General features: G+C 60.8%; 22 protein-coding genes and 1 pseudogene. 16 read left to right on the top strand and 7 right to left on the bottom strand.

Annotation, left to right across the window (positions count from 1 at the left end; genetic code table 11):
* The first annotated feature begins 78 nt into the window (after positions 1–78).
* Positions 79–1608 carry an NADH-quinone oxidoreductase subunit M gene (gene nuoM, locus AFK65_RS13610; protein WP_007699961.1) on the top strand — a complete coding sequence of 510 codons (1530 nt, stop codon included), beginning with the start codon at positions 79–81 and terminating at the stop codon, positions 1606–1608.
* 6 nt (positions 1609–1614) lie between these two features.
* Positions 1615–3072, top strand: coding sequence for an NADH-quinone oxidoreductase subunit NuoN (nuoN, locus tag AFK65_RS13605; RefSeq protein WP_007699959.1), 1458 nt, complete (start codon positions 1615–1617; stop codon positions 3070–3072).
* A gap of 52 nt (positions 3073–3124) precedes the next feature.
* Here the strand turns inward: nuoN and rnz are convergent, their stop codons facing one another.
* Complete coding sequence (gene rnz / locus AFK65_RS13600; RefSeq protein ID WP_007699957.1) at positions 3125–4039, bottom strand: ribonuclease Z; 915 nt, start codon at positions 4037–4039, stop codon at positions 3125–3127.
* A 73-nt stretch (positions 4040–4112) separates the two neighbouring features.
* Between rnz and AFK65_RS13595 the strand changes: the two genes are divergently transcribed.
* The 8 genes from AFK65_RS13595 to menE all read left to right on the top strand — a co-directional run bounded on the left by AFK65_RS13595 (position 4113) and on the right by menE (position 12059).
* Positions 4113–4583: a GNAT family N-acetyltransferase gene (locus AFK65_RS13595; RefSeq protein ID WP_007699955.1), complete on the top strand. Its 471-nt coding sequence runs from the start codon at positions 4113–4115 to the stop codon at positions 4581–4583.
* Positions 4584–4632: 49 nt separating this feature from the next.
* Complete coding sequence (gene elaB, locus AFK65_RS13590) at positions 4633–4944, top strand: stress response protein ElaB (RefSeq protein WP_004388266.1); 312 nt, start codon at positions 4633–4635, stop codon at positions 4942–4944.
* A gap of 101 nt (positions 4945–5045) precedes the next feature.
* Positions 5046–6335 carry an isochorismate synthase MenF gene (menF, locus tag AFK65_RS13585; RefSeq protein ID WP_038856666.1) on the top strand — a complete coding sequence of 430 codons (1290 nt, stop codon included), beginning with the start codon at positions 5046–5048 and terminating at the stop codon, positions 6333–6335.
* Between the two features lie 84 nt (positions 6336–6419).
* The gene (gene menD, locus AFK65_RS13580; RefSeq protein ID WP_038856668.1) at positions 6420–8087 is read left to right on the top strand and encodes a 2-succinyl-5-enolpyruvyl-6-hydroxy-3-cyclohexene-1-carboxylic-acid synthase; all 1668 of its coding nucleotides are present in this window, start codon (positions 6420–6422) and stop codon (positions 8085–8087) included.
* A complete protein-coding gene (gene menH / locus AFK65_RS13575) occupies positions 8087–8851 on the top strand; it encodes a 2-succinyl-6-hydroxy-2,4-cyclohexadiene-1-carboxylate synthase (protein WP_038856671.1) in 765 nt (254 codons plus the stop codon). The genes menD and menH overlap by 1 nt, the downstream gene beginning before the upstream one ends.
* A 12-nt stretch (positions 8852–8863) precedes the next feature.
* On the top strand, positions 8864–9721 hold the full coding sequence (gene menB / locus AFK65_RS13570; protein ID WP_007699940.1) for a 1,4-dihydroxy-2-naphthoyl-CoA synthase: 858 nt from the start codon (positions 8864–8866) through the stop codon (positions 9719–9721).
* On the top strand, positions 9721–10686 hold the full coding sequence (menC, locus tag AFK65_RS13565; RefSeq protein ID WP_038856673.1) for an o-succinylbenzoate synthase: 966 nt from the start codon (positions 9721–9723) through the stop codon (positions 10684–10686). The genes menB and menC overlap by 1 nt, the downstream gene beginning before the upstream one ends.
* Entirely contained in the window at positions 10683–12059 is a 1377-nt protein-coding gene (gene menE, locus AFK65_RS13560; RefSeq protein ID WP_038856676.1) for an o-succinylbenzoate--CoA ligase, read from the top strand. Before menC ends, menE begins: the two co-directional genes overlap by 4 nt.
* Before the next feature lie 30 nt (positions 12060–12089).
* Here menE and AFK65_RS13555 read toward each other — a convergent pair whose 3' ends face one another.
* From AFK65_RS13555 to AFK65_RS13545, 3 genes are read right to left on the bottom strand one after another with little or no spacing between them, the layout of a single operon-like run.
* Positions 12090–13610, bottom strand: coding sequence for a tripartite tricarboxylate transporter permease (locus tag AFK65_RS13555; RefSeq protein ID WP_007699921.1), 1521 nt, complete (start codon positions 13608–13610; stop codon positions 12090–12092).
* Between the two features lie 12 nt (positions 13611–13622).
* Complete coding sequence (locus tag AFK65_RS13550) at positions 13623–14054, bottom strand: tripartite tricarboxylate transporter TctB family protein (RefSeq protein WP_007699919.1); 432 nt, start codon at positions 14052–14054, stop codon at positions 13623–13625.
* A 14-nt stretch (positions 14055–14068) separates the two neighbouring features.
* Positions 14069–15049 (bottom strand): Bug family tripartite tricarboxylate transporter substrate binding protein, encoded by a 981-nt coding sequence (locus AFK65_RS13545; protein ID WP_032805547.1) that lies wholly within the window; start codon positions 15047–15049, stop codon positions 14069–14071.
* Between the two features lie 133 nt (positions 15050–15182).
* Here AFK65_RS13545 and tctD point away from each other — a divergent pair, with 133 nt between their 5' ends.
* From tctD to glpQ, 6 genes and pseudogenes are all read left to right on the top strand, one after another.
* Positions 15183–15863: a transcriptional regulator TctD gene (gene tctD / locus AFK65_RS13540; RefSeq protein ID WP_007699909.1), complete on the top strand. Its 681-nt coding sequence runs from the start codon at positions 15183–15185 to the stop codon at positions 15861–15863.
* The gene (locus AFK65_RS13535; RefSeq protein ID WP_053531646.1) at positions 15844–17280 is read left to right on the top strand and encodes a sensor histidine kinase; all 1437 of its coding nucleotides are present in this window, start codon (positions 15844–15846) and stop codon (positions 17278–17280) included. The genes tctD and AFK65_RS13535 overlap by 20 nt, the downstream gene beginning before the upstream one ends.
* A 140-nt stretch (positions 17281–17420) precedes the next feature.
* Entirely contained in the window at positions 17421–17963 is a 543-nt protein-coding gene (locus AFK65_RS13530; RefSeq protein WP_032804782.1) for a YfaZ family outer membrane protein, read from the top strand.
* A gap of 93 nt (positions 17964–18056) precedes the next feature.
* On the top strand, positions 18057–19253 hold the full coding sequence (locus AFK65_RS13525) for a nicotinamide mononucleotide deamidase-related protein YfaY (RefSeq protein ID WP_007699905.1): 1197 nt from the start codon (positions 18057–18059) through the stop codon (positions 19251–19253).
* A gap of 349 nt (positions 19254–19602) precedes the next feature.
* On the top strand, positions 19603–20955 hold the full coding sequence (gene glpT / locus AFK65_RS13520) for a glycerol-3-phosphate transporter (RefSeq protein WP_007699903.1): 1353 nt from the start codon (positions 19603–19605) through the stop codon (positions 20953–20955).
* A 9-nt stretch (positions 20956–20964) separates the two neighbouring features.
* Positions 20965–22023: pseudogene (gene glpQ, locus AFK65_RS13515) on the top strand (glycerophosphodiester phosphodiesterase).
* Positions 22024–22113: 90 nt separating this feature from the next.
* Here glpQ and yfaE read toward each other — a convergent pair.
* From yfaE to nrdA, 3 genes are all read right to left on the bottom strand, one after another.
* Positions 22114–22368 (bottom strand): class I ribonucleotide reductase maintenance protein YfaE, encoded by a 255-nt coding sequence (gene yfaE, locus AFK65_RS13510; RefSeq protein ID WP_007699900.1) that lies wholly within the window; start codon positions 22366–22368, stop codon positions 22114–22116.
* Between the two features lies 1 nt (position 22369).
* Positions 22370–23500, bottom strand: a complete 1131-nt coding sequence (nrdB, locus tag AFK65_RS13505) for a class Ia ribonucleoside-diphosphate reductase subunit beta (RefSeq protein WP_007699899.1) — start codon at positions 23498–23500, stop codon at positions 22370–22372.
* A gap of 173 nt (positions 23501–23673) precedes the next feature.
* Positions 23674–25959: a class 1a ribonucleoside-diphosphate reductase subunit alpha gene (gene nrdA, locus AFK65_RS13500; RefSeq protein WP_007699898.1), complete on the bottom strand. Its 2286-nt coding sequence runs from the start codon at positions 25957–25959 to the stop codon at positions 23674–23676.
* Between the last annotated feature and the right edge of the window lie 232 nt (positions 25960–26191).

The raw sequence follows: 26191 nt of genomic DNA, 5'->3' as shown, positions 1-26191 counted from the left end.
ACACCTCTGCACGCAGCGGGGTTCACGGTGGCGAGTAAGATAGCCTGAGCTGGACTTAAACAAGGAACAAAAATCGCCATGTTACTACCCTGGCTAATACTGATTCCCTTTATCGGCGGCTTCCTGTGCTGGCAGACCGAACGCTTCGGCGTCAAGGTGCCGCGCTGGATTGCGCTGATTACGATGGGGCTGACGCTGGCGCTCGGCCTGCAACTCTGGTTGCAGGGCGGCTACTCCCTGACGCAATCCGGTGAGTTTCCGAAGTGGCAGGACCAGTTCATTCTCGACTGGATCCCGCGTTTTGGGATAACCATCCATTTAGCCATCGACGGTCTGTCGCTGCTGATGGTGGTGCTGACGGGCCTGCTCGGCGTGCTGGCGGTGCTCTGCTCCTGGAATGAAATTGAAAAATATCAGGGCTTCTTCCATCTCAACCTGATGTGGATCCTGGGCGGCGTGATCGGCGTGTTCCTCGCCATCGACATGTTCCTGTTCTTCTTCTTCTGGGAAATGATGCTGGTGCCGATGTACTTCCTGATTGCCCTGTGGGGTCATAAGGCATCGGACGGTAAAACGCGTATCACCGCGGCGACCAAATTCTTCATCTATACCCAGGCGAGCGGTCTGGTGATGTTGATTGCCATCCTGGCGCTGGTATTTGTGCACTACAACGCCACGGGCGAGTGGACGTTCAACTATGAACGCCTGCTGAAAACGCCGATGTCCCACGGCGTCGAATATCTGCTGATGCTGGGCTTCTTCATCGCGTTTGCGGTGAAAATGCCGGTGGTGCCGCTGCATGGCTGGCTGCCGGACGCGCACTCTCAGGCGCCGACCGCGGGCTCCGTTGACCTTGCGGGTATTCTTCTTAAAACCGCGGCCTACGGTCTGCTGCGCTTCTCGCTGCCGCTGTTCCCGAACGCTTCCGCAGAGTTCGCCCCGATCGCCATGTGGCTTGGCGTGATCGGCATCTTCTACGGCGCGTGGATGGCCTTTACCCAGTACGACATCAAACGTCTTATCGCGTACACCTCCGTTTCCCACATGGGCTTTGTGCTGATCGCCATCTATACCGGCAGCCAGCTTGCTTACCAGGGCGCGGTGATCCAGATGATCGCTCACGGTCTTTCCGCGGCGGGTCTGTTTATTCTCTGCGGCCAGCTCTATGAGCGTCTGCATACCCGCGATATGCGCCAGATGGGCGGTCTGTGGAGCAAAATCAGATGGCTGCCGGCGCTGTCGATGTTCTTTGCCGTGGCGACGCTCGGTATGCCGGGCACCGGTAACTTCGTTGGCGAATTCATGATCCTGTTCGGCAGCTTCCAGGTGGTGCCGGTGATTACCGTCATCTCGACCTTCGGTCTGGTGTTCGCGTCCGTTTACTCGCTGGCGATGCTGCATCGCGCGTACTTTGGTCAGCCGAAGAGCGAAGCGGCGAGTCAGGAGATTCGCGGTCTGTCGCCGCGCGAGCTGTTTATGATCCTGCTGCTGGTGGTGCTTCTGGTGCTGCTGGGCTTCTATCCCCAGCCAATTCTGGATACATCCCATTCGGCGATGAGCAATATTCAGCAGTGGTTTACCGATTCTGTTTCAACTACAAGGCCGTAATTCGCCATGACAATAACTACTCAACAATTGATCGCGCTGCTACCGCTGCTGATCGTCGGATTGACGGTGGTAGTTGTGATGCTCTCCATTGCGTGGCGACGTAATCACTTCCTGAATGCCACGCTGTCTGTTGTCGGCCTGAACGCCGCGCTGCTGTCGCTGTGGTTCGTGGGTCAGGCGGGCGCGATGGACGTCACGCCGCTGATGCGCGTGGACGGTTACGCCATGCTGTATACCGGCCTGGTGCTGCTGGCGAGCCTCGCCACCTGCACCTTCGCCTATCCGTGGCTGCAGGGCTACAACGATAACAAGGAAGAGTTCTACCTGCTGGTGCTGATTGCCGCGCTGGGCGGTATTCTGCTGGCGAACGCCAATCATCTGGCGGCGCTGTTCCTGGGTATCGAGCTTATCTCTCTGCCGCTGTTTGGCCTGGTCGGTTACGCATTCCGTCAGAAACGCTCGCTGGAAGCGGCTATCAAATACACCATTCTGTCTGCCGCGGCGTCGTCTTTCCTGCTGTTTGGTATGGCGCTGGTGTACGCCCAGTCCGGCAGCCTGTCGTTTGTGACGCTCGGTAAGAGCCTCGCGGACAACATGCTGAGCGAGCCGCTGCTGCTGGCGGGTCTGGGCCTGATGATCGTCGGTCTCGGCTTTAAGCTCTCTCTGGTGCCGTTCCATCTCTGGACGCCGGATGTCTACCAGGGCGCGCCTGCGCCGGTTTCCACCTTCCTGGCGACCGCGAGCAAAATCGCTATCTTCGGCGTGGTGATGCGCCTGTTCCTCTATGCGCCGGTAGGTGACAGCGAGGCGGTGCGCGTGGTGTTAGGCGTTCTCGCCTTCGCCTCCATCATCTTCGGTAACCTGATGGCGCTGACCCAGACGAACATTAAGCGTCTGCTCGGTTACTCTTCTATCTCGCATCTGGGCTACCTGCTGGTCGCGTTGATTGCGCTGAAAAGCGGCGATATGTCGATGGAAACCGTGGGCGTTTACCTGGCGGGTTATCTCTTCAGCAGCCTCGGCGCGTTCGGCGTGGTGAGCCTGATGTCCAGCCCGTATCGCGGCCCGGACGCGGATTCGCTCTACTCCTACCGCGGCCTGTTCTGGCACCGTCCGATCCTGTCGGCCGTGATGACCGTGATGATGCTGTCGCTGGCGGGTATTCCGATGACGCTGGGCTTTATCGGTAAATTCTACGTGCTGGCCGTCGGTGTACAGTCCAACCTGTGGTGGCTGACCGGCGCCGTAGTGGTGGGCTCTGCGATTGGTCTCTACTACTACCTGCGCGTGGCGGTGAGTCTGTACCTGAACGCGCCGCAGCAGCTCAACCGCGATGCGCCGTCTAACTGGGCGTACAGCGCGGGCGGCGTCGTGGTGCTGATCTCCGCGCTGCTGGTGCTGGTGCTGGGCGTCTGGCCGCAGCCGCTGATTTCGCTGGTACAGCTGGCGAAACCGCTGATGTAAGCCATTGGCTTAAGATAAAAACCGCCGTTTACCGGCGGTTTTTTTATGGGCGCTATACCGTGATGGTCAGGAAGTCTTCCGCCAGCTCGCTTGCCGGGAACACGGCCTGGCACTCCGCAAGGAGCCGCTGACAGTCTGACGCGTCGTAACGCGAACTGAAATGCGTCATCAGCAGACGCTTCGCGCCCGCGTCTCTGGCCACCGCTGCCGCCTGCTGCGTGGTCGAGTGTCCGCGTCCGTTAGCTTTCTCCGCCATCGCCGCTTCAAGCGTGGTTTCATGGATCATCACATCGACATCGCGGGCGAGATTAACCGCCTGCGACGTCGGGCCGGTATCGCCGAAAATCGCTATCTTTTTGCCGGGGCGGGGCGCGCTCAGGTAATCGGTGCCGCGCAGCGTGCGCCCGTCAGGGAGCGTTACCGTCTCGCCGCGCTTGAGCTGCTGAAACAGCGGCCCTGGCGCGACGCCTGCCGCCTTAAGACGCGCCGCGTCCAGCGCGCCGGGCTTGTCATGCTCCTCAATCCGGTAGCCATAGCACTCCACCGGGTGCGTCAGCGGGAACGCGGTCACGGTAAGCTCGCCGTCGTCAAACAGCTGCCCTTCGGTAATCTCATGCACGTTCAGCGGGTAACTGGTCCAGGAGCCGCTCAGGCGCAGCGTGGTTTCGACAAATTCGGCGATGCCCTTTGGGCCGTAAATCTCAAGCGGCGTCTCGCAGCCCGCCATGGAGCGGCTGCACAGCAGGCCCGGCAGCCCGAAGATATGATCGCCGTGCAGGTGCGTGATAAAGATTTTCTCTATTTTGCCGGGGTTAGCCGTGGCGCGCAGCATCTGGTGCTGGGTGCCTTCGCCGCAGTCAAAAAGCCACAGACCCGGGCGATTATTCTGCGGGTTCAGGACAATGGCCGTCACGTTGCGGGTGGTGGACGGCAGCCCGGCGCTGGTGCCTAAAAATGTCAGTTCCATGAGGAATTTACTCTGCACGTTTGTGTGAAAGCTTTTAGTATAACGAGGATCGCCGCACACTCTGGAGACCAATATGATTGACTGGCAGGATAAGCATCACGCCGAGCTGGATGTCCCGACGTTATACGCGCTGCTGAAGCTGCGCTGTGAAGTGTTTGTGGTTGAACAAACGTGTCCTTATCTCGATGTGGACGGTGAAGATCTGGTGGGCGAGAACCGGCATCTGCTCGCGTGGCGCGATAATCAGCTGATTGCTTATGCGAGGATTCTGAAAAGTGACGATCCGCACGCGCCGGTGGCGATAGGTCGGGTCATTGTTTCAGGCGCCGCGCGGGGGGAAAAGCTGGGCGTGGAGCTGATGACGCGCGCGGTGGAAAGCTGCGAGCGCAACTGGCCGCAGAGCCCGTTATACCTGAGCGCGCAGGCGCATCTCCAGGCATTTTATGCGCAGTTTGGCTTTGTTCCCGCCACCGATATCTACGACGAAGACGGCATCCCGCACATCGGGATGCGGCGCGAACCGCGTCCAGGCAAAAAAGCGTGAGAGTGTCTATAGTTAGCAAACCGGTAACTTGTTAACACGGAGACCAGTTATGCCTTTATCTTCACAACCTTATGAAACACGTGTAGACGATGACCTGACCCTGCTGAGCGACACCCTGGAAGAGATCCTGCGTTCTTCCGGCGACCCGGCGGATCAAAAATATGTCGAGCTGAAAGCCCGCGCTGAGCAGGCGCTGCATGACGTGAAAAACCGCGTCAGCACGGCGTCTGACAACTACTACTTCCGCGCCAAACAGGCGGTCTATCGTGCCGATGACTACGTGCATGAAAAACCGTGGCAGGGCGTCGGTATCGGCGCCGCCGCAGGTCTGGTGCTGGGCCTGCTGTTAGCCCGCCGTTAATTCCGCACATCGCGCACCGGCGCATCCATTTCGGGTGCGCCATTTTTTTTGCTCTTAAGACCCTGTAGAATGCATGGTTTTAAGCAAAGGGAAGGAAACCTGTGAAGACCCTCGCCGCCGCGCAGGCGCTGGCTGAAAAGACGCTTGCCGACGTGCCGGATGCCCCTGGCCTCTGCCGCTGCGCCTTTGAATTCTCCCCTGAATCCTGTGATTTTCTCGCCTGGCTTGGCGCACAGCCGGGATATCCCCAGTTTTACTGGCGCTCGCGCGAGGGCCATGAAGAGGCCGCCACGCTTGGCGCGGCGTGCACATTCTCAAGTCTTAACGAGGCGCAGGCGTTTTTGCGCCAGCATGCGGATACGCCAGGACTGCGCGCCTGGGGGCTGAACGCGTTTGATCCGCAAAACGGGCTTTTCTTCATCCCGCGCCTGGAGCTTCGCCGGGAGGGCGATCGCGCCTGGCTGATAGTGAATATTTACAGCGCCTGCTCGCAGCAAAAGGCGGCGCAGGCGTTAAAGCCGCTTATCCACAATCTGCAACCGCCGCGGCAAACGCTGATGCAACGCCCGCCGCGGCGCGTCAGCCGTTGCGATGTTCCTCAGGCGCAGCAGTGGGCGCAGCTGGTCGGGGCGGCGACAGACGCCATCGATCGCGGCGATTTCGCTAAAGTGGTGCTGGCGCGCGCCACCGATTTGCGTTTTCTCTCGCCGCCGGACGCCACCGCCCTGATGGCCGCCAGCCGGGAGGCCAATCGCCGCTGCTACCATTTTTATCTGGCGTTCAGCGCGCGCGAGGCGTTTCTTGGCTCGACGCCGGAGCGGTTATGGCGGCGCAGCGGGCTGGCGCTCGATACCGAGGCGCTGGCGGGCACGGTAGAGAACCTTCCTGACGACGACCAGGCGCAGGCGCGCGCTGTCTGGCTGCTCAATGATGATAAAAACTGCCGTGAAAACGCGCTGGTGGTGGAAGACATTCGAGAGCGGCTACAGGCGATTGCACACAGCATTACGGCGCGGCTACCGGAAGTGGTGCGGCTGCGGCGTGTACAGCATCTGAAATGCGCGATCGCGGCGCGGCTTTTCGCGCCCGATGACGCCGCGTGCCTGCATCAGTTACAGCCCACCGCCGCGGTGGCGGGCCTGCCGCGCGAGGCGGCGCGTCGTTTTATCGCTGACCACGAGCCGTTCGATCGCGAGTGGTACGCGGGCTCCGCCGGGTATCTGTCGCTGGAGCAGTCAGAGTTTTGCGTGAGCCTGCGCTCGGCGCGGCTGAAGGATGAGACGATCCGCGTGTATGCGGGCGCTGGGCTGGTGGCTGGCTCGCAGGCCGCGCTGGAATGGCAGGAAATCGAGAACAAAGCGGCGGCCCTGCTTACGCTTCTGGCGGACTGAGCCGCGCCACAACCCGACCCATATCAAAATTCGATTTCGACGAGGCTTTATAATAAACCGGCTAAATTGATACCGGACAAGCTTATGTCGACAAGCACCTTCAACCGCCGCTGGGCTGACGTCATTCTCGAAGCGCTGAGCCGCCACGGCGTGCGCCATCTCTGCATCGCGCCGGGTTCGCGGTCCACGCCGCTGACGCTCGCCGCCGCGCAACATCCGGCGTTCACGCTGCATACCCATTTTGACGAGCGCGGTCTTGGCCATCTGGCGCTCGGGCTCGCCAAAGCGAGCGGCGAGCCGGTGGCGGTGATTGTGACATCCGGTACGGCAGTGGCGAACCTTTATCCCGCGGTGATAGAAGCCGGGCTGACGGGCGAAAAACTGGTGGCGATTACCGCCGACCGCCCGCCGGAGCTGATTGATTGCGGCGCGAACCAGGCGATTCGCCAGCACGCGATTTTTGGCTCACACCCCGCCGCCACGCTCGATTTACCACGCCCCACGCCGTCCATTCCCGCCGCCTGGCTTATCAGCGCCATCGATGAAAAGATGGGGGCGCTGAAAGCGGGCGCGCTGCATATCAACGCGCCGTTCGCCGAACCGCTCTATGGCGAGCTGGACGATACGGGCCTCGCGTGGCAGCAGGTGCCGGGCGAGTGGTGGCAGACGAAAACGCCCTGGCTGCGCTATGAGGATCCGCAGGCCGTCAGCGCGCAGGCCGACTGGCCTTTCTGGCGCGAACAGCGCGGCGTGGTGCTGGCAGGCAGGCTGACGGCGCAGGAGGGCCGGGCCGTCGCGCAGTGGGCGGCGCGTCTTGGCTGGCCGCTAATCGGCGATGTGCTCTCGCAAACCGGCCAGCCGCTGCCGTGCGCCGATCTGTGGCTCGCGTACCCGCATGCCGCCGCGCTGCTGGAACAGGCGCAGATTGTCGTGCAGTTTGGCGGCAGCCTGACCGGCAAACGCGTGTTGCAGTGGCAAAGTGAATGTCGCCCGCAGGAGTACTGGATGGTAGACCCGCTGCCAGGGCGGCTCGATCCGGCGCACCACCGCGGGCGTCGGATCGTGGCGAATATCTCCGCCTGGCTTGAACAGCACCCGGCACGCCCGGCGATGCCGTGGGCCGAGCCGCTCGAAGGACTGGCGGCGCAGACGCAGCGTATCGTGATGCGCGAACTCACCGAGTGGGGCGAGGCGCAGGTGGCGCACCGGCTGCCCGAACTGCTGCCGCCAGACGGCCAGCTTTTTCTCGGCAACAGCCTGACGGTGCGGCTGGTGGACGCGCTGGCGCAGTTGCCCGCCGGTTATCCGGTCTACGGCAACCGCGGCGCGAGCGGCATCGACGGGCTGGTCTCTACCGCGGCGGGCGTCCAGCGCGCCACCGGGAAGCCCACGCTGGCGGTGCTGGGCGATCTCTCCACGCTTTACGATCTTAACGCGCTGGCGCTCCTGCGCGACGCGCCTGCGCCTTTCGTGCTGATCGTCGTGAATAACAACGGCGGGCAGATTTTCTCCATGCTCCCGACGCCCGCCCGCGAGCGCGAAAAATTTTACTGTATGCCGCAAAACGTCAGCTTTGCGCCTGCGGCGGCGATGTTCTCGCTGAATTACGACGCGCCGGAGAGCCTGGCAGCGCTTCAGGAGACGATGACGCGCGCGTGGCGTTCGCCGGTCGCGACCGTCATTGAGCTGCGCGTCCCGGAAACCGCCGGCGCGCAGGTATTCTCGCGTTTACTGAAAGCGGTGTGCGCCTGATGCCGCTGGCCGCGCATTTTCAGCCCGCCCGAACTGCCGCGCGCGGCGCTGTCGTCTGGCTGCACGGTTTTCTCGGCGACCACCGCGAGTGGCAGGCGATCGCCGCGGCCTGCGCAGAGCATGACCATCTGTTTATCGATCTGCCGGGCCACGGCGGCTCGGCGCATCTCTGCGCCGTGGATTTTGCGCACGTTAACGAACGGCTCATCGCAACGTTAAATAGTTACAACATACTTAACTACTGGCTGGTGGGCTACTCGCTCGGCGGGCGGATAGCGATGTTTCACGCCACGCAGGGCGATACGCCCGGCCTGCGCGGGCTGGTGGTGGAGGGCGGCCATCCGGGGCTTCTGAATGCCGATGAGCGCGACGCGCGTCTCGCCGCAGACAAGCGCTGGGCGCAGCGGTTTCATGATGAACCAATTGAAACGGTGCTCGACGCCTGGTATCGCCAGCCCGTTTTCGCCACGCTGACAGATGCACAGCGCCGGGAATTAATCACGCTGCGCGCCCGCAATCAACCCGCAGCCCTGGCCGCGATGCTGGAAGCCACGTCGCTCGGCCGCCAGCCGCCGCTGTATGAGGCGCTTTCGCGTCTCTCTGTACCGTTTCATTACTTGTGCGGCGAGCGCGATGCGAAGTTTCGCGCGCTCGCCGCCACGCTCAATGTGCCTTTGCATGTCATTACTGGCGCGGGCCATAACGCGCACCGGGAAAATCCGGCTGCGGTGGCCCGCTGTCTTAACGCGATTTTGCGCCCCTAACGGAGAATTCCCATGATCTACCCTGATGAAGCGATGCTCTATGCGCCTGCCGAATGGCTCGACTGTTCGGAAGGCTACACCGATATCCGCTATCAGAAATCCACTGACGGCATTGCTAAAATCACCATCAACCGTCCGCAGGTGCGCAACGCGTTTCGCCCGCTCACCGTTAAAGAGATGATCCAGGCGCTGGCGGATGCGCGCTATGACGACAACATCGGCGTCATTATCCTCACCGGCGAAGGGGAAAAAGCCTTCTGCGCGGGCGGCGACCAGAAAGTGCGCGGCGACTACGGCGGCTATCAGGACGACTCCGGCGTGCATCATCTCAACGTGCTCGATTTCCAGCGGCAGATCCGCACCTGCCCGAAACCGGTGGTGGCGATGGTGGCGGGTTATGCGATTGGCGGCGGCCATGTGCTGCATATGATGTGCGATCTGACCATTGCGGCGGAAAACGCGGTGTTTGGCCAGACCGGCCCGAAAGTCGGTTCGTTTGACGGCGGCTGGGGGGCCTCTTACATGGCGCGCATCGTCGGCCAGAAAAAGGCGCGTGAAATCTGGTTCCTGTGTCGTCAGTACGACGCGCAGCAGGCGCTGGATATGGGCCTGGTGAATACCGTTGTTCCGCTGGCGGAGCTGGAGAAAGAGACGGTGCGCTGGTGTCGCGAGATGCTGCAAAACAGCCCGATGGCGCTGCGCTGCCTGAAGGCGGCGCTGAATGCCGATTGCGACGGCCAGGCGGGGCTTCAGGAGCTGGCGGGCAACGCCACCATGCTTTTTTATATGACCGAAGAGGGTCAGGAAGGGCGCAACGCGTTCAACCAGAAGCGCCAGCCGGATTTCAGCAAATTCAAGCGTAACCCATAATGCGCGCGGCTCAGCTTTATCGTTATCAGGTGCCGATGGACGCCGGCGTGGTGCTGCGGGAGCGGCGCCTGAAAACCCGCGACGGCCTGCTGGTGCGCCTTTCTGACAACGGGCGCGAAGGATGGGGCGAAGTTGCGTCGCTGCCTGGGTTTAGCGACGAGACGCTGGACACTGCGCTTGCCGCCGCGCGCGACTGGCTCAATGCCTGGCAGCGCGGAGATACACAGCCGCTGCCGGAAGCAGCGAGCGTCGCGTTTGGTTTAAGCATGGCGCAGGCGGAGCTTCACGGCACGCTGCCCGAGGCCGCGAATTACCACGTCGCGCCGCTGTGTACGGGGGATCCGGATGAACTCTTCGCGCGCCTTGCCGGGCAGAGCGGCGATCGCGTCGCCAAGGTCAAAGTGGGGCTGTATGAGGCGGTGCGCGACGGCATGGTCGTCAACCTGCTGCTGGAGGCGCTGCCTGCGCTGCGCCTGCGGCTTGACGCGAACCGCGCCTGGACGCCAGTGAAAGCGCAGCAGTTCGCGAAATACGTTAACCCGGCGTACCGCTCGCGCATTGAGTTTATTGAGGAGCCGTGCAAAACCCCTGACGATTCCCGCGCGTTCGCCACCGAAACCGGCATTGCCATCGCCTGGGATGAGAGCCTGCGCGAGGCGGACTTTGCGTTTGCCGCCGAGCCTGGACTGCGGGCGGTGATTATCAAACCGACGCTCACCGGCAGCCTGCAAAAGGTACAGCAACAGGTGGCGCAGGCTCACGCGCTGGGCCTGACGGCGGTTATCAGTTCTTCCATTGAGTCAAGCCTCGGCCTGACCCAGCTCGCGCGGCTTGCCGCCTGGCTGACGCCGGGCGTCACGCCGGGGCTGGATACGCTCGCGCTGATGCAGGCTCAGCTGGTGCGCCCGTGGCCTGACAGCCCGTTGCCGTGCTGGCCTGTGGATGCGCTGGAGCCGCTGTTGTGAGCTTCTTTGACTGGCCATGGCGCCACTGGGCGAATGTGCGGCCGGACGCTATCGCGCTGCGCGCCGCCAGTGGCGATATCACCTGGCGCGCGCTCTGCAAACGTATTGATGCCCTTGCCGCCGGTTTTCATCAGCAGGGCGTAAGCGAGGGCGACGGTGTGGCGCTGTGCGCGAAAAACAGCGAGCGAACGCTGCTCGCCTGGCTTGCGCTGTTGCAGTGCGGCGCGCGTATTTTGCCGCTTAATCCGCAACTTCCGGCGCCGTTAATCAACGCGCTGCTGCCGTCGCTCACGTTGCGTTATGCCGTTCAAACCGGCGATGCGCCCGCGCTGCCGGGCCTTACGTTGCTCGACTGGCGTGAGGCTGCGGCGGCGCCTGTTGCGGTGTGGCAGGCGGATCGTCTTGTATCCATGACGCTGACGTCCGGCTCCAGCGGTCTGCCGAAAGCCGCTGTTCACACGGCGCGCGCGCATCTGGAGAGTGCGAAGGGCGTACTGAGCCTGATCCCGTTTCATGACGCCGACTGCTGGCTGCTCTCGCTGCCGCTGTTTCACGTCTCCGGGCAGGGGATTTTCTGGCGCTGGCTGCGGGCAGGCGCGCAGCTGGCGGTGCGTGACTCTCTGCCGCTTTACGAGGCGCTGGAAGGCTGTACGCACGCCTCGCTGGTGCCGACCCAGCTCTGGCGGCTGTTAGCGATGCCGGAGCGTCGCCTGAGCCTCAAAGCTGTGTTGCTCGGCGGCGCTGCGATCCCGGTTGCGCTGACGCAAGCGGCGGCGCGGCGTGATATCGCCTGCTGGTGCGGCTACGGACTGACGGAGTTTGCCTCCACGGTATGCGCGAAGCGCGCCGACGGCGAGGCCGACGTGGGCGTAGCGCTGCCAGGGCGCGAAGTGATGCTCGCGGGCGATGAGATCTGGCTGCGCGGCAGCAGCATGGCCGCCGGCTACTGGCGCGACGGCGGGCTGGTGCCGCTCACCAATGCGCAGGGCTGGTTCGCCACCCGCGATCGCGGCGCGTGGCGCGACGGCAAATTACGGGTGCCCGGACGGCTGGATAATCTCTTTTTCTGCGGTGGGGAAGGCGTTCAGCCGGAGGCGATCGAGCGCGTGCTGAGCGAGCATCCGCAGGTGCGTCAGGCGTTTATCGTACCGCTGGAGGATGACGAGTTCGGCGCGCGACCGGTGGCGGTAGTGGAGTGTGAGGCGTCATTCGAGCCGCAGGCGTTGCGTCTCTGGGCAGGCGACAAGCTGGCGAGATTTGAGCAGCCGGTCGCCTGGCTGCGGCTGCCGGAAACGCTTAAAAACGGCGGGATTAAAATTTCCCGCCGTGACGTTACGCAATGGGCGACACACACGCTCCGCCCGCAAGCATAACGCGGCCCTTCGCGTGAAGGGCCGTGGAGGTTAGCCGACATCAACGGCCGCTTTACGCTTTTGTTGACGCTTACGTAGCCGCTTCAGCAGCGGCGGGACGACAATCACCAGCGTGGCCATGATCAGCAGAGTTTTGGTGACGCCGCTCTGCCAGAGGATACCGAGCTCGCCGTTGCTGATAGAGAGCGCGCGGCGCAGGTTCTGCTCCAGCATCTCGCCCAGCACAAAGCCCAGAATCAGCGGCGACATCGGAAAGTGCATTTTACGCAGGATATAGCCCAGCACGCCGAGGCCCACCATCAGCAGCAGATCGAATGTCGTGCTGTGCACCGCGTAGACGCCCACCGCCGAGACAGCAGCAATCGCTGGCACCAGGAACCACAGCGGAATGGTCAGCATCCGGGTGAAGAGGCCGATCAGCGGAATGTTCATGATAAGCAGCATCACGTTGGCGATAAGCAGCGCCGCGATAAGTCCCCAGACGATATCCGGCTGCTCGGTAAACATCGCCGGCCCCGGCGTGATGTTATAGAGCGTCAGCGCGCCCATCATTACCGCCGTGGTGCCGGAGCCGGGCACGCCTAAGGTCAGCATCGGAATAAACGAGCCGCAGGCCGAGGCGTTGTTCGCCGCCTCGGGGGCCGCCACGCCGCGAATATCGCCTTTGCCGAACGAGCCGTCTTTATCGCCGAGCTTCTTCTCTGTCATGTAGGTAATGGCGCTGGCGATGGTCGCCCCCGCGCCCGGCAGGATGCCGACAAAAAAGCCGATGATAGATGAGCGCAGCGTCGCGCCCGTACAGGCGGCCGCTTCTTTGGCGTTAAACAGCATGCGTCCGGTTTTTCGCACCAGCGTCTGGCCGCTGCTGGTGCTCTCCAGCATCAGCAGGATTTCAGAGACCGAGAACAGGCCAATCACCACCACGATAAACTGCACGCCATCCGAGAGATGCACGCTGTCAAACGTAAAGCGATACACGCCGGTGTTGGCATCCACGCCCACCGTCGCAAGCCCGAGGCCAATCAGCGCGGCCAGGAACGACTTCAGCGGGTTTTGCGCCATCATGCTGCCGAGACAGGCGATAGCAAAGACCATCAGCGCGAAATATTCCGCCGGGCCGAAGGCCAGCGACCACTCCGCCAGCACCGGCGCGAAAAGAATAATGCCGACGATGGCGATAAACGAGCCGACGAACGAGCTGACGGCGGAGATAGAGAGCGCCACGCCGCCGCGCCCCTGCTGCGCCATCGGGTAGCCGTCCAGCGCCGTCATGATCGCCGCCGCGTCGCCCGGCACGTTAAGCAGTATCGATGAAATGCGCCCGCCATATTCACAACCGATATAGACCGTGGCGAGCAGGATCAGCGCCGATTCCGCCGGCAGATGTATCGCGAACGCCAGCGGCAGCAGAATGGCGACGCCGTTAATCGGCCCGAGGCCCGGCAGCAGCCCGACGATGGTGCCGACGAAACAGCCAATAAGCGCAATCAGCAGATTGGTGGGCGTCAGCGCGACGGCGAAGCCCTGCGAGAGATAAAGCCAGGTATCCATATAAAGCTCCCGTTAATTAAGCCAGGCCCCGAGAGGCAGCGTCACGTCAAGCAAGCGGTCAAAGGCGTACCAGAGCACGCCGCCCATCACCACGCCGGACACCAGCGCCGCCGTCAGCTGCGCGCCGAAAAGCATGCCGATCACCGCCGTCAGCAGCGCGGTGGCGAGCGGAAAGCCCAGCCATTCAAAGCCCCAGGCGTAGAGCAGCAACACAATCACCATCACCACCAGCCGTTGCAGCACGGCGTTGTGCGGCCAGTCCACGACATCCGGGCGGCGCAGCAGTAACAGCACCGCGCACAGCAGCATCAGGGCGATAATGCCCATCGGGAACGGACGCGGCCCGACCGGCTCGTAGGCGTACTCGCTGTGGATCTGCCAGGCGACAAACAGCCCGCCGATACAGAGCAGGATCCAGATCCCCGCAAAAATGCGATCGCTCATCACATCCTCCTGCGCTATTTCGCCAGCCCAAAGGCTTTGGCTTTTTCGCGGTAGTCGTTGACCTGATTTTTCACATACTCATCCAGCGCCTTGCCGGTCAGGTTGAACTCAAACAGGCCGCGCAGATCGCGCTGTTTTTTAAACTCGTCGGTTTTCTGGAGTTTTTCGAAAGCCTGTACCCACCACTGGTAATCGGCGTCGCTGACTTTAGGGCCGACGTAGAAGCCGCGAATGATAGGCCACACCAGGTCATAGCCCTGCTCTTTGGCGGTGGGCACCTGGGCGAGCTGGCCGGGCAGGCGTTCGCTCGCGAAGACCGCCAGCACCCGCAGTTTATTGCCGGTGAGGTAGGGCACCATCTCGCTGAGATCGCCGGATACCGCCTGCACATGGTTGCCCATCAGCGCGGTGACCGGCTCGCCTCCGCCTTCAAAGGCTACGTAGCGCATCTTGTGCGGATCGACGCCCGCTTTCTGGGCCAGCAGCGCGGTCTTCATCCAGTCCTGGCTGCCAATCGACGCGCCCGCGCCAAACACCACGCTGTTGGGATCTTTCTCCAGCGCTTTCATCAGATCGCCGAGCGTTTTCCACGGCGAATCGGCGCGCACCGCGATCATGCCGTAATCGGTGCCGACGCTCGCGAGCCAGCGCACGTCGTCGACGTTATAGCGGCCAAATTTGCCCTGCGAGAGATTGAGCAGCGAGCCGCCGGAAAACGCCACCACGGTGCCCGGCTCGCCGGGGCGCTGGGCCACAATCGCGTTATAGGCCACCGCGCCGACGCCGCCTGGCATGTACGTCACGCGCATCGGTTTTTCCAGCGCGCCGGTTTCCTGAAGGCTCACCTGAATCAGTTTGCAGGTTAAATCGAAGCCGCCGCCGGGCTTGGCAGGCGCGATGCACTCGGGGCGCGACGGCGCCTCAGCCGCCTGCGCTGCGGTAAAAGAGAAAGCCAGTGACGTTGCTAACAGGGTAGAGAGAAGCGATGTTTTCATTTTCATCCTCATGCATGACTGCCGTGATGTTTCTGATTATGTGAACTGCTTTGTAGCGTATCGGTTGCATGATTGTTAAAACTAAAGCCTTTCAGTTTCCTTTCATCGCGACAGAAACTTTACTGGATGTGATATGCGTCTCTTATTGGCCGAAGATAACCGTGAGCTGGCTCACTGGCTGGAGAAAGCGCTGGCGAACACCGGCTTTGCGGTGGACTGCGTGAGCGACGGGCTGGCGGCGGATCACCTGCTGCAAAACGAGCGCTACGCCGTGGCGGTGCTGGATATTGAAATGCCGCGCATGAGCGGGCTGGAGGTGCTGAGCCGTCTGCGCCGTCGCGGACAGGCGGTGCCGGTACTGCTGCTCACCGCCCACGGCGCGGTGGCCGACCGGGTGAAAGGGCTTAACGAGGGCGCCGATGATTATCTGCCGAAGCCGTTTGAGCTGAGCGAGCTGGAGGCGCGGCTGCGCGCGCTGGTGCGCCGCAGCGAAGGGCAGGTGCAGGAGGCGCAGCGTCTCGGCGAGCTGACTTTTCACGACGAAGGTTATTTCGAGCTACAGGGCAGGCCGCTGGCGCTCACGCCGCGCGAACATGCGCTTTTAACGGTGCTGATGTATCGCCGCCGCCGTCCGGTCACGCGCCAGCAACTTTTCGAACAGGTGTTCAGCTTAAGCGACGACGTCAGCCCGGAAAGCATCGAGATCTATATTCACCGGCTGCGCAAAAAGCTGCTGGCGAGCAATGTTCAAATCACCACGCTGCGCGGCCTGGGTTATGTGCTGGAGTGCAGCGATGAGCTGGTGGCGCCCTGAATCCCTGCTCGGAAAACTGCTGCTGTTTCTCGGCCTGCCGCTCCTGCTGCTGTGGGCGTTTTCGGCCTTAAACAGCTATGTCAGCGCGCTGAATGCCGCGACCCAGGCCTACGATCGCACGCTGCTGGCCTCGGCGCGCATTCTTGCCGAGCGCCTGAACGTCCAGCACGGTGAATTGCAGGCGGACGTGCCTTGGGTGGTGCTGGACAGCGTCGAGCGCAACATGAATGACCGGCTCTACTACAAAGTACAGGATACGCACGGGCGGGTGATCTCCGGCTATGACGATCTGCCGTCGATGCCGCGCGGGGTGGCGCGTACCGACCTTTACCCGGCGCTGGCGTGGTTTTATCACGCGACCTATCAGGGCCAGCGGTTGCGGGTGGCGCGGCTGCTACAGCCGGTCAATGAAGATGGCATTAACGGCATGGCGGAGATTTACGTCGCCGAGACGTTGCAGTCGCGTCATCTGCTGGCCCGACAGTTGCTTATCTCGTCTGCGCTTTCGCAGGGCGGACTGGTGCTGTTAACGCTGGTGCTCGCCGGACTGTTACTGCGTCGCGTACTCAAGCCGATGCGTAAGCTGTCGCGCCTGATGGTCAGACGCTCGCCCGGCGAGCTGACGCCGCTGCCCGATCTGCTGCCGTGGTCGGAAACGCGGCTGCTGATCATCGCGTTCAACCGCTATATCAGCCGTCTGCGCGCGCTGATTGCCCGCCAGGAGCGCTTTAGCGCCGACGCCTCGCATCAGTTAAAAACGCCGCTCACCGTGCTGAAAACTCAGGCGGCCGTCGCGTTGGCCAGCGCCGATCCGGCGCAATGGCGCGAAAGCCTCCAGGCGATGAGCGCGACGCTCGATCAGACTATCGATCTGACCGAGCGGTTGTTGCAGCTCGCGACGCTGCGGCGCGCGGAGCCGGGCGATACGCGCACGCTTGATGTGGTGGATCTGGTGGCGGCGGCGCGGGAAAGCTGCTTCTCCCGCCTGCCGCAGGCGCGCAGCAAACCGGTCGATCTCGGTTACGAAGGTGAAGAGGGGCCGGTGTGGGTCGCCGCCGAGCCGTTACTACTGGCCGAGCTGTGCGCCAACTTGCTGGATAACGCGCTGAAATATACGCCCGCAGGCGGCGTGGTGACGGTACGCGTCTGCGTTGAGGCGGGCGAAGCGCGTCTTGAGGTGGAAGACAGCGGCCCTGGGATTGACGCCGCCCAGCGCGACCAGGCGCTGACGCCGTTTCGCCGTCTCGATAACGCCAGCGCGCACCCCGGCGCCGGGCTGGGGCTGGCGCTGGTTAACGATATCGCCCGCTGGCACCGCACCCGGGCAGAACTGTTAAAAGGCGAGCAGCTCAGCGGACTGCTGGTGCGCGTGCGTCTGCCGCTGCATCCGTCCGCGCGCGGCCAGAGCGCCATTTAATGCTGATCCGCATAGGTGTTTTCTCCTTTTTCACGCGCCGAAGGGAGGCGGTGACCGCCTCGCATTGATCGCCGCCCCGATACAGGTACAATGCCGCGTTGCGTTTGCAGGACTCTTTTTCTTTTTTTGAGATACATGGAATGAAAAACACACTTCGTTTAGCACTGGCCGGCCTGCTGCTGGCTGCCACTCAGGCGGGCGCTGTCAGCGTCAACGGTTCTGTGGGCGAGCATTACACCAATATGGGCGTCGGTTTCGGCACGGAAAGCAGCGGTCTGCAGCTGACCGGCAACTGGGCGCACAATGACGATCATGGCGATATCGTGGGCGCGGGACTGGGCTTCAATATGCCGCTGGGGCCGTTTATGGTCACGCCGGGCGTGAAGGCCATTTACCTGAACCCGAACGAAGGGGATGAAGGCTACGCGGCGGCCGTCGGCGGCGGCGTGCGCTGGGATATCGGGCAGCGCTTCTCGCTGTTTGGCGATTACTACTATTCGCCGGATTCGCTCTCCAGCGGCGTGAACGACTACCAGGAAGCCAGCGCGGGCGCGCGTTTCTCCCTGTTCCGCCCGCTCAGCGTGGAAGCCGGTTACCGTTATATCAATATGACCGGTAAAGATGGCGATCGCGACAGCAAAGTGGCCGATGGCCCGTACCTGGGCGTCAGCGCAGGGTTCTGATTTTCCGGGCGCGGTGTTCCGCCGCGCCTGTTTTTCTCCTTCTTCTTTTCTCTGCGCGCTATAGTAAAGCCTTCCCTTCCTGCGGAGAAAATAATGCTACAGACAGAAATGCTCTCGACCGGCGATGAGGTGCTCCACGGTCAGATTGTCGATACCAACGCCGCCTGGCTTGCCGATCTGTTTTTTAATCAGGGGTTGCCGCTGACCCGCCGCAACACCGTGGGCGATAGTCTCGAATCGCTGGTGTCCGCGCTGACCGAGCGCAGCCAGCACGCCGATATCTTAATCGTCAACGGCGGCCTCGGGCCGACCAGTGACGATCTCAGCGCCGAGGCGGCGGCCCGCGCGGCGGGTGTTGAGCTTACGCTGCACGAAGGCTGGCTCGCGCAGATGGAGCGCTTTTTCTCGGAACGCGGGCGCGTGATGGCCGCAAGCAACCGCAAACAGGCGCTGCTGCCGGCGGGCAGCGAAATGATCGACAACCCGGTCGGCACCGCCTGCGGGTTCGCGATTAAGCTCAACCGCTGTCTGATTTTCTTCACGCCGGGCGTGCCGTCTGAATTCAAACGGATGGTGGAGCATGAGATCCTGCCGCGCCTGCGCGAGCGCTTTACGTTCCCTCTGCCACCGCTCTGCCTGCGTCTGACCACGTTCGGGCGCTCCGAAAGCGATCTCGCCGCCGCGCTCGATCCCCTGACGCTACCGCCGGACGTAGTGATGGGTTATCGCTCCTCCACGCCGATTATCGAACTCAAACTCACCGGGCCTGCGTCGCGCCGCGCGGAGATGGAGGCCCTCTGGCCGCAAGTGCGTGCGGTGGCGGGCGACAGCCTGATTTTTGAAGGCACCGAAACGCTGCCTGTCCAGATTGCCCGCTGCCTGCGCGAGCAGCAGCTCAGCATTACGTTAAGCGAGCAGTTCACCGCGGGCCTGCTGGCGCTGCAACTGTCGGGCGCCGACGCGCCGCTGCTGGCAAGCGAAGTGCTGCCCGCCCAGGTGGAGACGCTGGCGCAGACCGCCCACTGGAACGTGGAGCGCCGTACCCGCCATCTCGCCGATCTGGCGCTGAGCATTGCGAGCTTTGAAGACGACGAGATTAACATCGCGCTGACCACGCCGCAGGCCACACACGCCGTGCGCCTGCGCTTTAACGCCAGCCGTTACGCGCTGCGTATTCGTCAGGAGATTTGTGCCATGATGGCCCTTACGCTGGTGCGCCGCTGGCTGAACGGCCAGGACGTGACGGCAAGCCAGGGCTGGGTGCAGGTGGTCGACACGCATTCGGTCTGACGGCTCAACCGAGCGCCCGTACATCGCCGGGCGCTCGTGATTTTCCGCACATGCCGGTTTCCTGCTTTCGCCCCTGTCCGTATTTATCTGTAACGCCCTTCTTTTCCTTTTGGCTCACGATATCTCCATTCTGCGTCATCCCTTGTCTTTTTTGGGCTTAATCGAAAATAAACGCGCGCATAACGAAAATTAATCGTGATGCGATGCGCATTTGTTTTCGATTGTCATAATTCTGTAACATTTTGTGCGATGTTTCACAGCATAAATAATCCATTTTGCCTACTATCACGCTCGCAAAGGAAAGATAAGTAAAACGAATAGATATAAACCTCATCAGCAGGAGACAGAGATGCTAAGTATTTTTAAACCCGCCCCGCATCGCGCAAGGCTGCCTGACGGCGAGATAGATCCGCTCTATCGTCGCCTGCGCTGGCAGATTTTTATGGGGATTTTCTTCGGCTATGCCGCTTACTATCTGGTGCGTAAAAACTTTGCCCTGGCGATGCCATATCTGGTGGAGCAGGGCTTTTCACGCGGCGATCTCGGTTTTGCGCTTTCGGGCATATCCATCGCTTATGGATTCTCGAAGTTCATTATGGGTTCGGTCTCTGACCGGTCGAATCCGCGCGTCTTTCTGCCCGCAGGCCTGATCCTCGCGGCGGCGGTGATGCTGTTTATGGGCTTCGTTCCCTGGGCGACGTCGAGCATTATGGTGATGTTTGTGCTGCTGTTCCTGTGCGGATGGTTCCAGGGCATGGGGTGGCCGCCGTGCGGGCGCACGATGGTGCACTGGTGGTCGCAGAAAGAGCGCGGCAGGATTGTCTCCGTGTGGAACTGCGCCCATAACGTGGGCGGCGGTATTCCACCGCTGCTGTTTCTGCTCGGCATGGCGTGGTTTAACGACTGGCACGCCGCGCTCTATATGCCTGCCTTTGCGGCAATTCTGGTGGCGATTATCGCCTTCGCCCTGATGCGCGATACGCCGCAGTCCTGCGGTCTGCCGCCCATCGAAGCGTACAAAAATGACTACCCGGACGACTATAACGAGAAGCATGAAGAAGAGCTGACCGCGAAGCAGATTTTCATGCAGTACGTGCTGCCGAATAAACTGTTGTGGTACATCGCCATCGCGAACGTCTTCGTGTACCTGCTGCGCTACGGCATCCTCGACTGGTCGCCGACCTACTTAAAAGAGGTGAAGCATTTTGCGCTGGATAAATCTTCCTGGGCATATTTCTTCTATGAATATGCAGGCATCCCCGGCACGCTGATTTGCGGCTGGATGTCGGACAAGGTTTTCCGCGGCAACCGCGGCGCGACCGGCGTATTCTTTATGACGCTGGTGACCATCGCCACCATCGTCTACTGGCTCAACCCGCCGGGCAACCCACACGTTGATATGGCGTGCATGATTGTCATCGGTTTCCTGATTTACGGCCCGGTGATGCTGATTGGTCTGCATGCGCTGGAGCTGGCGCCGAAAAAGGCGGCGGGCACCGCGGCGGGCTTTACCGGCCTGTTCGGCTACCTCGGCGGCTCGGTGGCGGCGAGCGCTATCGTGGGCTACACCGTCGATTTCTTCGGCTGGGATGGCGGCTTTATGGTGATGATTGGCGGCAGCATTCTGGCGGTATTGCTGCTGATTATCGTGATGGTCGGTGAGCACAGACATCACCACGCAACGCAGGCGAAACGCGGATAAGGAGCACCCATGACACTGAAAATGACGCTGGCGGCGCTGGCGATTGGCGTGATGTCGGCAAGCGCGCTGGCGGCGGATAAACTGGTGATCGCCCATCGCGGCGCCAGCGGCTATCTGCCGGAGCACACGCTGCCCGCCAAAGCGATGGCCTATGCGCAGGGCGCGGATTACCTTGAGCAGGATCTGGTGATGACCAAAGATGACCAGCTGGTGGTGCTGCATGATCACTATCTGGATCGCGTCACCGACGTGGCGGAGCGCTTCCCCGACCGCGCGCGCAAAGATGGCCGATACTACGCGATCGATTTCACGCTCGCGGAGATCAAATCGCTGAAATTCAGCGAAGGCTTTGAGCTGGAAAACGGCAAAAAGGTGTAGACCTTCCCTGGTCGCTTCCCGATGGGTAAATCCGATTTCCGGGTGCATACCTTTGAAGAAGAAATTGAGTTTGTGCAGGGGCTGAACCACTCAACCGGTAAAAACATCGGTATTTACCCGGAGATCAAAGCGCCGTGGTTCCATCATCAGGAAGGCAAGGATATCGCCGCGAAGACGCTGGAAACCCTGAAAAAATATGGTTACGCCACGAAGCAGGATAAGGTCTATCTGCAATGTTTCGACGCCAACGAGCTTAAGCGCATTAAAAATGAGCTGGAGCCGAAAATGGGGATGGATCTGAAGCTGGTGCAGCTTATCGCTTACACCGACTGGAACGAAACCCAGGAGAAGCAGGCCGATGGCAAATGGGTAAACTATCGCTATGACTGGATGTTTAAACCGGGCGCCATGAAGCAGATTGCGCAGTACGCCGATGGCATCGGGCCGGATTACCATATGCTGGTGGCGGAAGGCTCGACCAAAGACCATGTGACGCTGACCGATATGGCGAAAGAGGCGCACGCCAGCCATTTGCAGGTGCACCCGTATACGGTGCGCGCCGACCAGCTGCCGGTATACGCTACGGATGTGAACCAGCTTTATGACGTGCTGTATAACAAGGCGGAAGTGGATGGATTGTTTACCGATTTCCCGGATAAAGCGGTGAGTTTTTTGAAAGATAAACGCTGATCTTGCCGGGTGGCGGTTTCGCCTGATCCGGCCTGGTACTGTGGTTTGCCAGGCCGGGTATGCGTCGCGCCACCCGACAATACGGCGTTGTTACATCTCTATTTCGATATCGCCCTGCGGTTTACAGCAGCAGGGCAAAATCTCGCCCTCCTGAATAAACGCCAGCGGTTTCGTCAGCCACTGCACCTGGCCTGCGACCAGTTTGCAGCGGCACGAGCCGCAATAGCCTTCACGGCACTGGTACTCCACCGTCACCGCGTGTGACTCCAGCGCCACCAGCAGGGAAGGGTGCTCGTCCGGGCACGACAGCTCGGTGCCCGTCACGCGAAGCGTAATACGACCCATATCAGAGCTGGAAGCTGCTCAGATCGTCATGGTCGATTTCAGAATCGATCTGGCCGACCAGATAAGAGCTCACTTCCACTTCCTGCGGCGCCACCTGCACGTTATCGGACACCAGCCAGGTGTTGATCCACGGAATCGGGTTGGAGCGGGTTTTGAACGGCAGATCCAGACCGACAGCCTGCATACGGATGTTGGTGATGTACTCAACGTACTGGCACAGAATATCTTTGTTCAGGCCGATCATGGAGCCGCCCTGGAACAGGTATTCCGCCCACTCTTTCTCCTGCTGCGCCGCCAGCACGAACAGGTCGTAGCACTCCTGTTTGCATTCTTCGGCAATCAAGGCCATTTCCGGATCGTCTTCGCCGCTGCGCATCAGGTTCAGCATGTGCTGGGTGCCGGTCAGGTGCAGCGCTTCGTCACGCGCGATAAGGCGGATGATTTTCGCGTTGCCTTCCATCAGTTCGCGCTCAGCGAACGCGAAGGAGCAGGCGAAGCTGACGTAGAAGCGAATCGCTTCCAGCGCGTTGACGCTCATCAGGCACAGGTAGAGCTTTTTCTTAAGCTCGTGCAGGTTCACGGTCACGGTTTTGCCGTTGACGCTGTGCGTGCCTTCGCCCAGCAGATGCCAGTAGCTGGTCATCTCGATCAGGTCGTCGTAGTAGTGCGAGATGCCTTCGGCGCGCTTTAAGATCTGCTCGTTGGTGACGATGTCGTCAAACACCACCGCCGGATCGTTGACGATATTGCGGATGATGTGGGTGTAAGAGCGCGAGTGGATCGTCTCGGAAAACGCCCAGGTTTCGACCCAGGTTTCCAGCTCCGGGATGGAGATCAGCGGCAGCAGCGCCACGTTCGGGCTGCGGCCCTGGATGGAGTCAAGCAGCGTCTGGTATTTCAGGTTGCTGATGAAAATGTGTTTTTCATGATCCGGCAGCGCCTGGAAATCGATGCGGTCGCGGGAAACGTCCACTTCTTCAGGGCGCCAGAAGAATGACAGCTGCTTTTCGATAAGCTTTTCGAAAATTTCATATTTTTGCTGATCGTAACGCGCCACGTTGACCGGTTGGCCAAAAAACATGGGTTCAAGGAGCTGGTCGTTTTTCGTCTGTGAAAATGTGGTGTAGGCCATGACGTAAATCCTGTCTGCAAACAATATCGGCTGTTGATGGTGGGTGCGCTTCGCTTACCCACCCTACGGCCAACGGTTCGGCTGTTAACGGTTCGGCTGTAAATGGTGGGTGCGCTTCGCTTACCCACCCTACGGCCTTAACAACAAGAGGGCGGGTTTCCCCGCCCTGCGTTTTAGATTTTACATGCGCCGCTTTCGCAGCCGTCATCCTGAATGGATGGCGCCAGGTCGTCCTGGGCATCTTCCGCGCCGTCGCGGGTGTTCTGATAGTACAGCGTCTTCACACCGAGCTTATAGGCGGTGAGCAGATCTTTCAGGAGCTGCTGCATCGGCACTTTGCCTGACGTAAAGCGCGTCGGATCGTAGTTGGTGTTGGCAGAAATCGACTGGTCGATAAATTTCTGCATGATGCCCACCAGCTGCAGATAGCCGTCGTTGCCCGGCATTTCCCACAGCAGCTCGTATTTATCTTTCAGCTGCTCGTAGTCCGGCACGACCTGACGCAGAATACCGTCTTTCGACGCTTTGATGCTGATGTGGCCGCGCGGCGGCTCAATGCCGTTGGTGGCGTTGGAGATCTGCGAAGAGGTCTCGGACGGCATCAGCGCGGACAGCGTGGAGTTACGCAGGCCGTGCGTCTTGATGGATTCGCGCAGGCTTTCCCAGTCGTAATGCAGCGGCTCGCTGGCGATCGCATCCAGGTCTTTCTTGTAGGTGTCGATCGGCAGAATGCCTTTGCTGTAGGTGGTTTCATTGAACCACGGGCACGCGCCTTGTTCTTTCGCCAGCTCGTTAGAGGCTTTCAGCAGGTAGTACTGAATCGCTTCGAACGTTTTGTGCGTCAGGTTGTTGGCGCTGCCGTCGGAGTAGCGCACGCCGTGCTTCGCGAGATAGTAGGCGAAGTTAATCACGCCGATACCGAGGGTACGACGACCCATCGCGCCACGCTTCGCCGCCGGGATCGGATAATCCTGGTAGTCCAGCAGGGCGTCCAGCGCGCGAACGGCGAGGGTGGAGAGCTCTTCCAGCTCATCCAGGCTGTCGATAGCGCCCAGGTTGAAAGCAGACAGGGTGCAGAGCGCGATTTCGCCGTTGTCGTCATTCACATCGTCCAGCGGTTTGGTCGGCAGCGCGATTTCCAGGCACAGGTTAGACTGGCGCACCGGCGCGACAACCGGATCGAACGGGCTGTGGGTGTTGCAGTGATCCACGTTCTGGATGTAGATACGGCCGGTAGAGGCGCGTTCCTGCATCATCAGGGAGAATAGCTCAGACGCTTTAATGCGCTGTTTGCGGATGTTCTCGTCCTGCTCATATTTGGTGTAGAGACGCTCGAACTCGTCCTGGTCGGCGAAGAACGCGTCATACAGGCCCGGTACGTCGGACGGGCTGAACAGCGTGATGTCTTCGCCTTTCAGCAGGCGCTGGTACATGAGCTTGTTGATCTGTACGCCGTAGTCCATGTGACGCACGCGGTTCGCTTCGGTGCCGCGGTTGTTTTTCAGCACCAGCAGGCTTTCCACTTCCAGATGCCACATCGGGTAGAAGAGGGTGGCCGCGCCGCCGCGAACGCCGCCCTGAGAGCAGGATTTCACCGCGGTCTGGAAATGCTTGTAGAACGGAATGCAGCCGGTGTGGAACGCTTCGCCGCCGCGGATCGGGCTGCCAAGCGCGCGGATGCGGCCCGCGTTGATGCCGATACCGGCGCGCTGGGAAACATATTTCACGATGGCGCTGGAGGTGGCGTTGATGGAATCCAGGCTGTCGCCGCACTCGATCAGTACGCAGGAGCTGAACTGACGGGTCGGGGTGCGCACGCCGGACATAATCGGCGTCGGCAGCGAAATTTTAAAGGTGGAAACCGCATCGTAGAAACGCTTCACGTAATCCAGACGGGTTTCGCGCGGGTAGTTGGAGAACAGGCACGCCGCGACCAGGATGTAGAGGAACTGCGCGCTTTCGTAGATCTCGCCGGTAACGCGGTTCTGGACCAGGTATTTCCCTTCGAGCTGCTTCACGGCGGCGTAGGAGAAGTTCATATCGCGCCAGTGGTCGATAAAACCGTCCATCTGCGCAAACTCTTCTTCGCTGTAATCCTGCAGCAGGTGGTGGTCATATTTGCCCAGCTCCACCATCTTCACGACGTGGTCGTACAGTTTCGGCGGCTCGAACTGACCGTAGGCTTTTTTGCGCAGGTGGAAAATCGCCAGGCGCGCGGCCAGGTACTGGTAGTCCGGCGCGTCGCGGGAGATCAGATCCGCCGCCGCTTTGATGATGGTCTCATGAATATCGGAGGTTTTGATGCCGTCGTAGAACTGAATGTGAGAACGCAGCTCTACCTGGGAGATGGAGACGTTATGGAGACCTTCCGCAGCCCAGTCCAGAACACGATGAATTTTATCCAGGTTAATGCGTTCCTGGCTGCCATCTCGTTTTGTTACCAGCAGACTCTGATTCATGGGTAATACCTGTCCGTGAAATCCGTGAAAATAGAAATATCCCCCGCTTATCCACAGGTGACTAACTCTGTGGATAAATACTATATATAGGGGGTTTGAGATTAGTGAAACGCTATATGGTGAGTATTCTAGTCCGGATTCTTTTGAGAACAAGCCTTGATTTCGGTGTTAATTTGCGGTTGCAAAATCTCGAAATTAAGTAAGTCCTCATGTCATAAGGGCTTGAGGCCTT

The organism is Cronobacter universalis NCTC 9529 (genome assembly GCF_001277175.1).
GTDB lineage: Bacteria > Pseudomonadota > Gammaproteobacteria > Enterobacterales > Enterobacteriaceae > Cronobacter > Cronobacter universalis.
This window is presented reverse-complemented; position numbering and strand designations above follow the sequence as displayed.

What these genes read in the sequence shown, in the direction of transcription:
- yfaE (WP_007699900.1), bottom strand. Translation starts at nt 22,368, where the DNA reads ATGGGTCGTATTACGCTTCGCGTGACGGGCACCGAGCTGTCGTGCCCG.
- elaB (WP_004388266.1), top strand. Translation starts at nt 4,633, where the DNA reads ATGCCTTTATCTTCACAACCTTATGAAACACGTGTAGACGATGACCTG.
- AFK65_RS13595 (WP_007699955.1), top strand. Translation starts at nt 4,113, where the DNA reads ATGATTGACTGGCAGGATAAGCATCACGCCGAGCTGGATGTCCCGACG.
- tctD (WP_007699909.1), top strand. Translation starts at nt 15,183, where the DNA reads ATGCGTCTCTTATTGGCCGAAGATAACCGTGAGCTGGCTCACTGGCTG.
- menB (WP_007699940.1), top strand. Translation starts at nt 8,864, where the DNA reads ATGATCTACCCTGATGAAGCGATGCTCTATGCGCCTGCCGAATGGCTC.
- AFK65_RS13550 (WP_007699919.1), bottom strand. Translation starts at nt 14,054, where the DNA reads ATGAGCGATCGCATTTTTGCGGGGATCTGGATCCTGCTCTGTATCGGC.
- AFK65_RS13525 (WP_007699905.1), top strand. Translation starts at nt 18,057, where the DNA reads ATGCTACAGACAGAAATGCTCTCGACCGGCGATGAGGTGCTCCACGGT.
- menH (WP_038856671.1), top strand. Translation starts at nt 8,087, where the DNA reads ATGCCGCTGGCCGCGCATTTTCAGCCCGCCCGAACTGCCGCGCGCGGC.
- AFK65_RS13530 (WP_032804782.1), top strand. Translation starts at nt 17,421, where the DNA reads ATGAAAAACACACTTCGTTTAGCACTGGCCGGCCTGCTGCTGGCTGCC.
- nuoN (WP_007699959.1), top strand. Translation starts at nt 1,615, where the DNA reads ATGACAATAACTACTCAACAATTGATCGCGCTGCTACCGCTGCTGATC.
- nuoM (WP_007699961.1), top strand. Translation starts at nt 79, where the DNA reads ATGTTACTACCCTGGCTAATACTGATTCCCTTTATCGGCGGCTTCCTG.
- AFK65_RS13535 (WP_053531646.1), top strand. Translation starts at nt 15,844, where the DNA reads ATGAGCTGGTGGCGCCCTGAATCCCTGCTCGGAAAACTGCTGCTGTTT.
- nrdA (WP_007699898.1), bottom strand. Translation starts at nt 25,959, where the DNA reads ATGAATCAGAGTCTGCTGGTAACAAAACGAGATGGCAGCCAGGAACGC.
- menD (WP_038856668.1), top strand. Translation starts at nt 6,420, where the DNA reads ATGTCGACAAGCACCTTCAACCGCCGCTGGGCTGACGTCATTCTCGAA.
- AFK65_RS13555 (WP_007699921.1), bottom strand. Translation starts at nt 13,610, where the DNA reads ATGGATACCTGGCTTTATCTCTCGCAGGGCTTCGCCGTCGCGCTGACG.
- nrdB (WP_007699899.1), bottom strand. Translation starts at nt 23,500, where the DNA reads ATGGCCTACACCACATTTTCACAGACGAAAAACGACCAGCTCCTTGAA.
- AFK65_RS13545 (WP_032805547.1), bottom strand. Translation starts at nt 15,049, where the DNA reads ATGAAAACATCGCTTCTCTCTACCCTGTTAGCAACGTCACTGGCTTTC.
- rnz (WP_007699957.1), bottom strand. Translation starts at nt 4,039, where the DNA reads ATGGAACTGACATTTTTAGGCACCAGCGCCGGGCTGCCGTCCACCACC.
- glpT (WP_007699903.1), top strand. Translation starts at nt 19,603, where the DNA reads ATGCTAAGTATTTTTAAACCCGCCCCGCATCGCGCAAGGCTGCCTGAC.
- menC (WP_038856673.1), top strand. Translation starts at nt 9,721, where the DNA reads ATGCGCGCGGCTCAGCTTTATCGTTATCAGGTGCCGATGGACGCCGGC.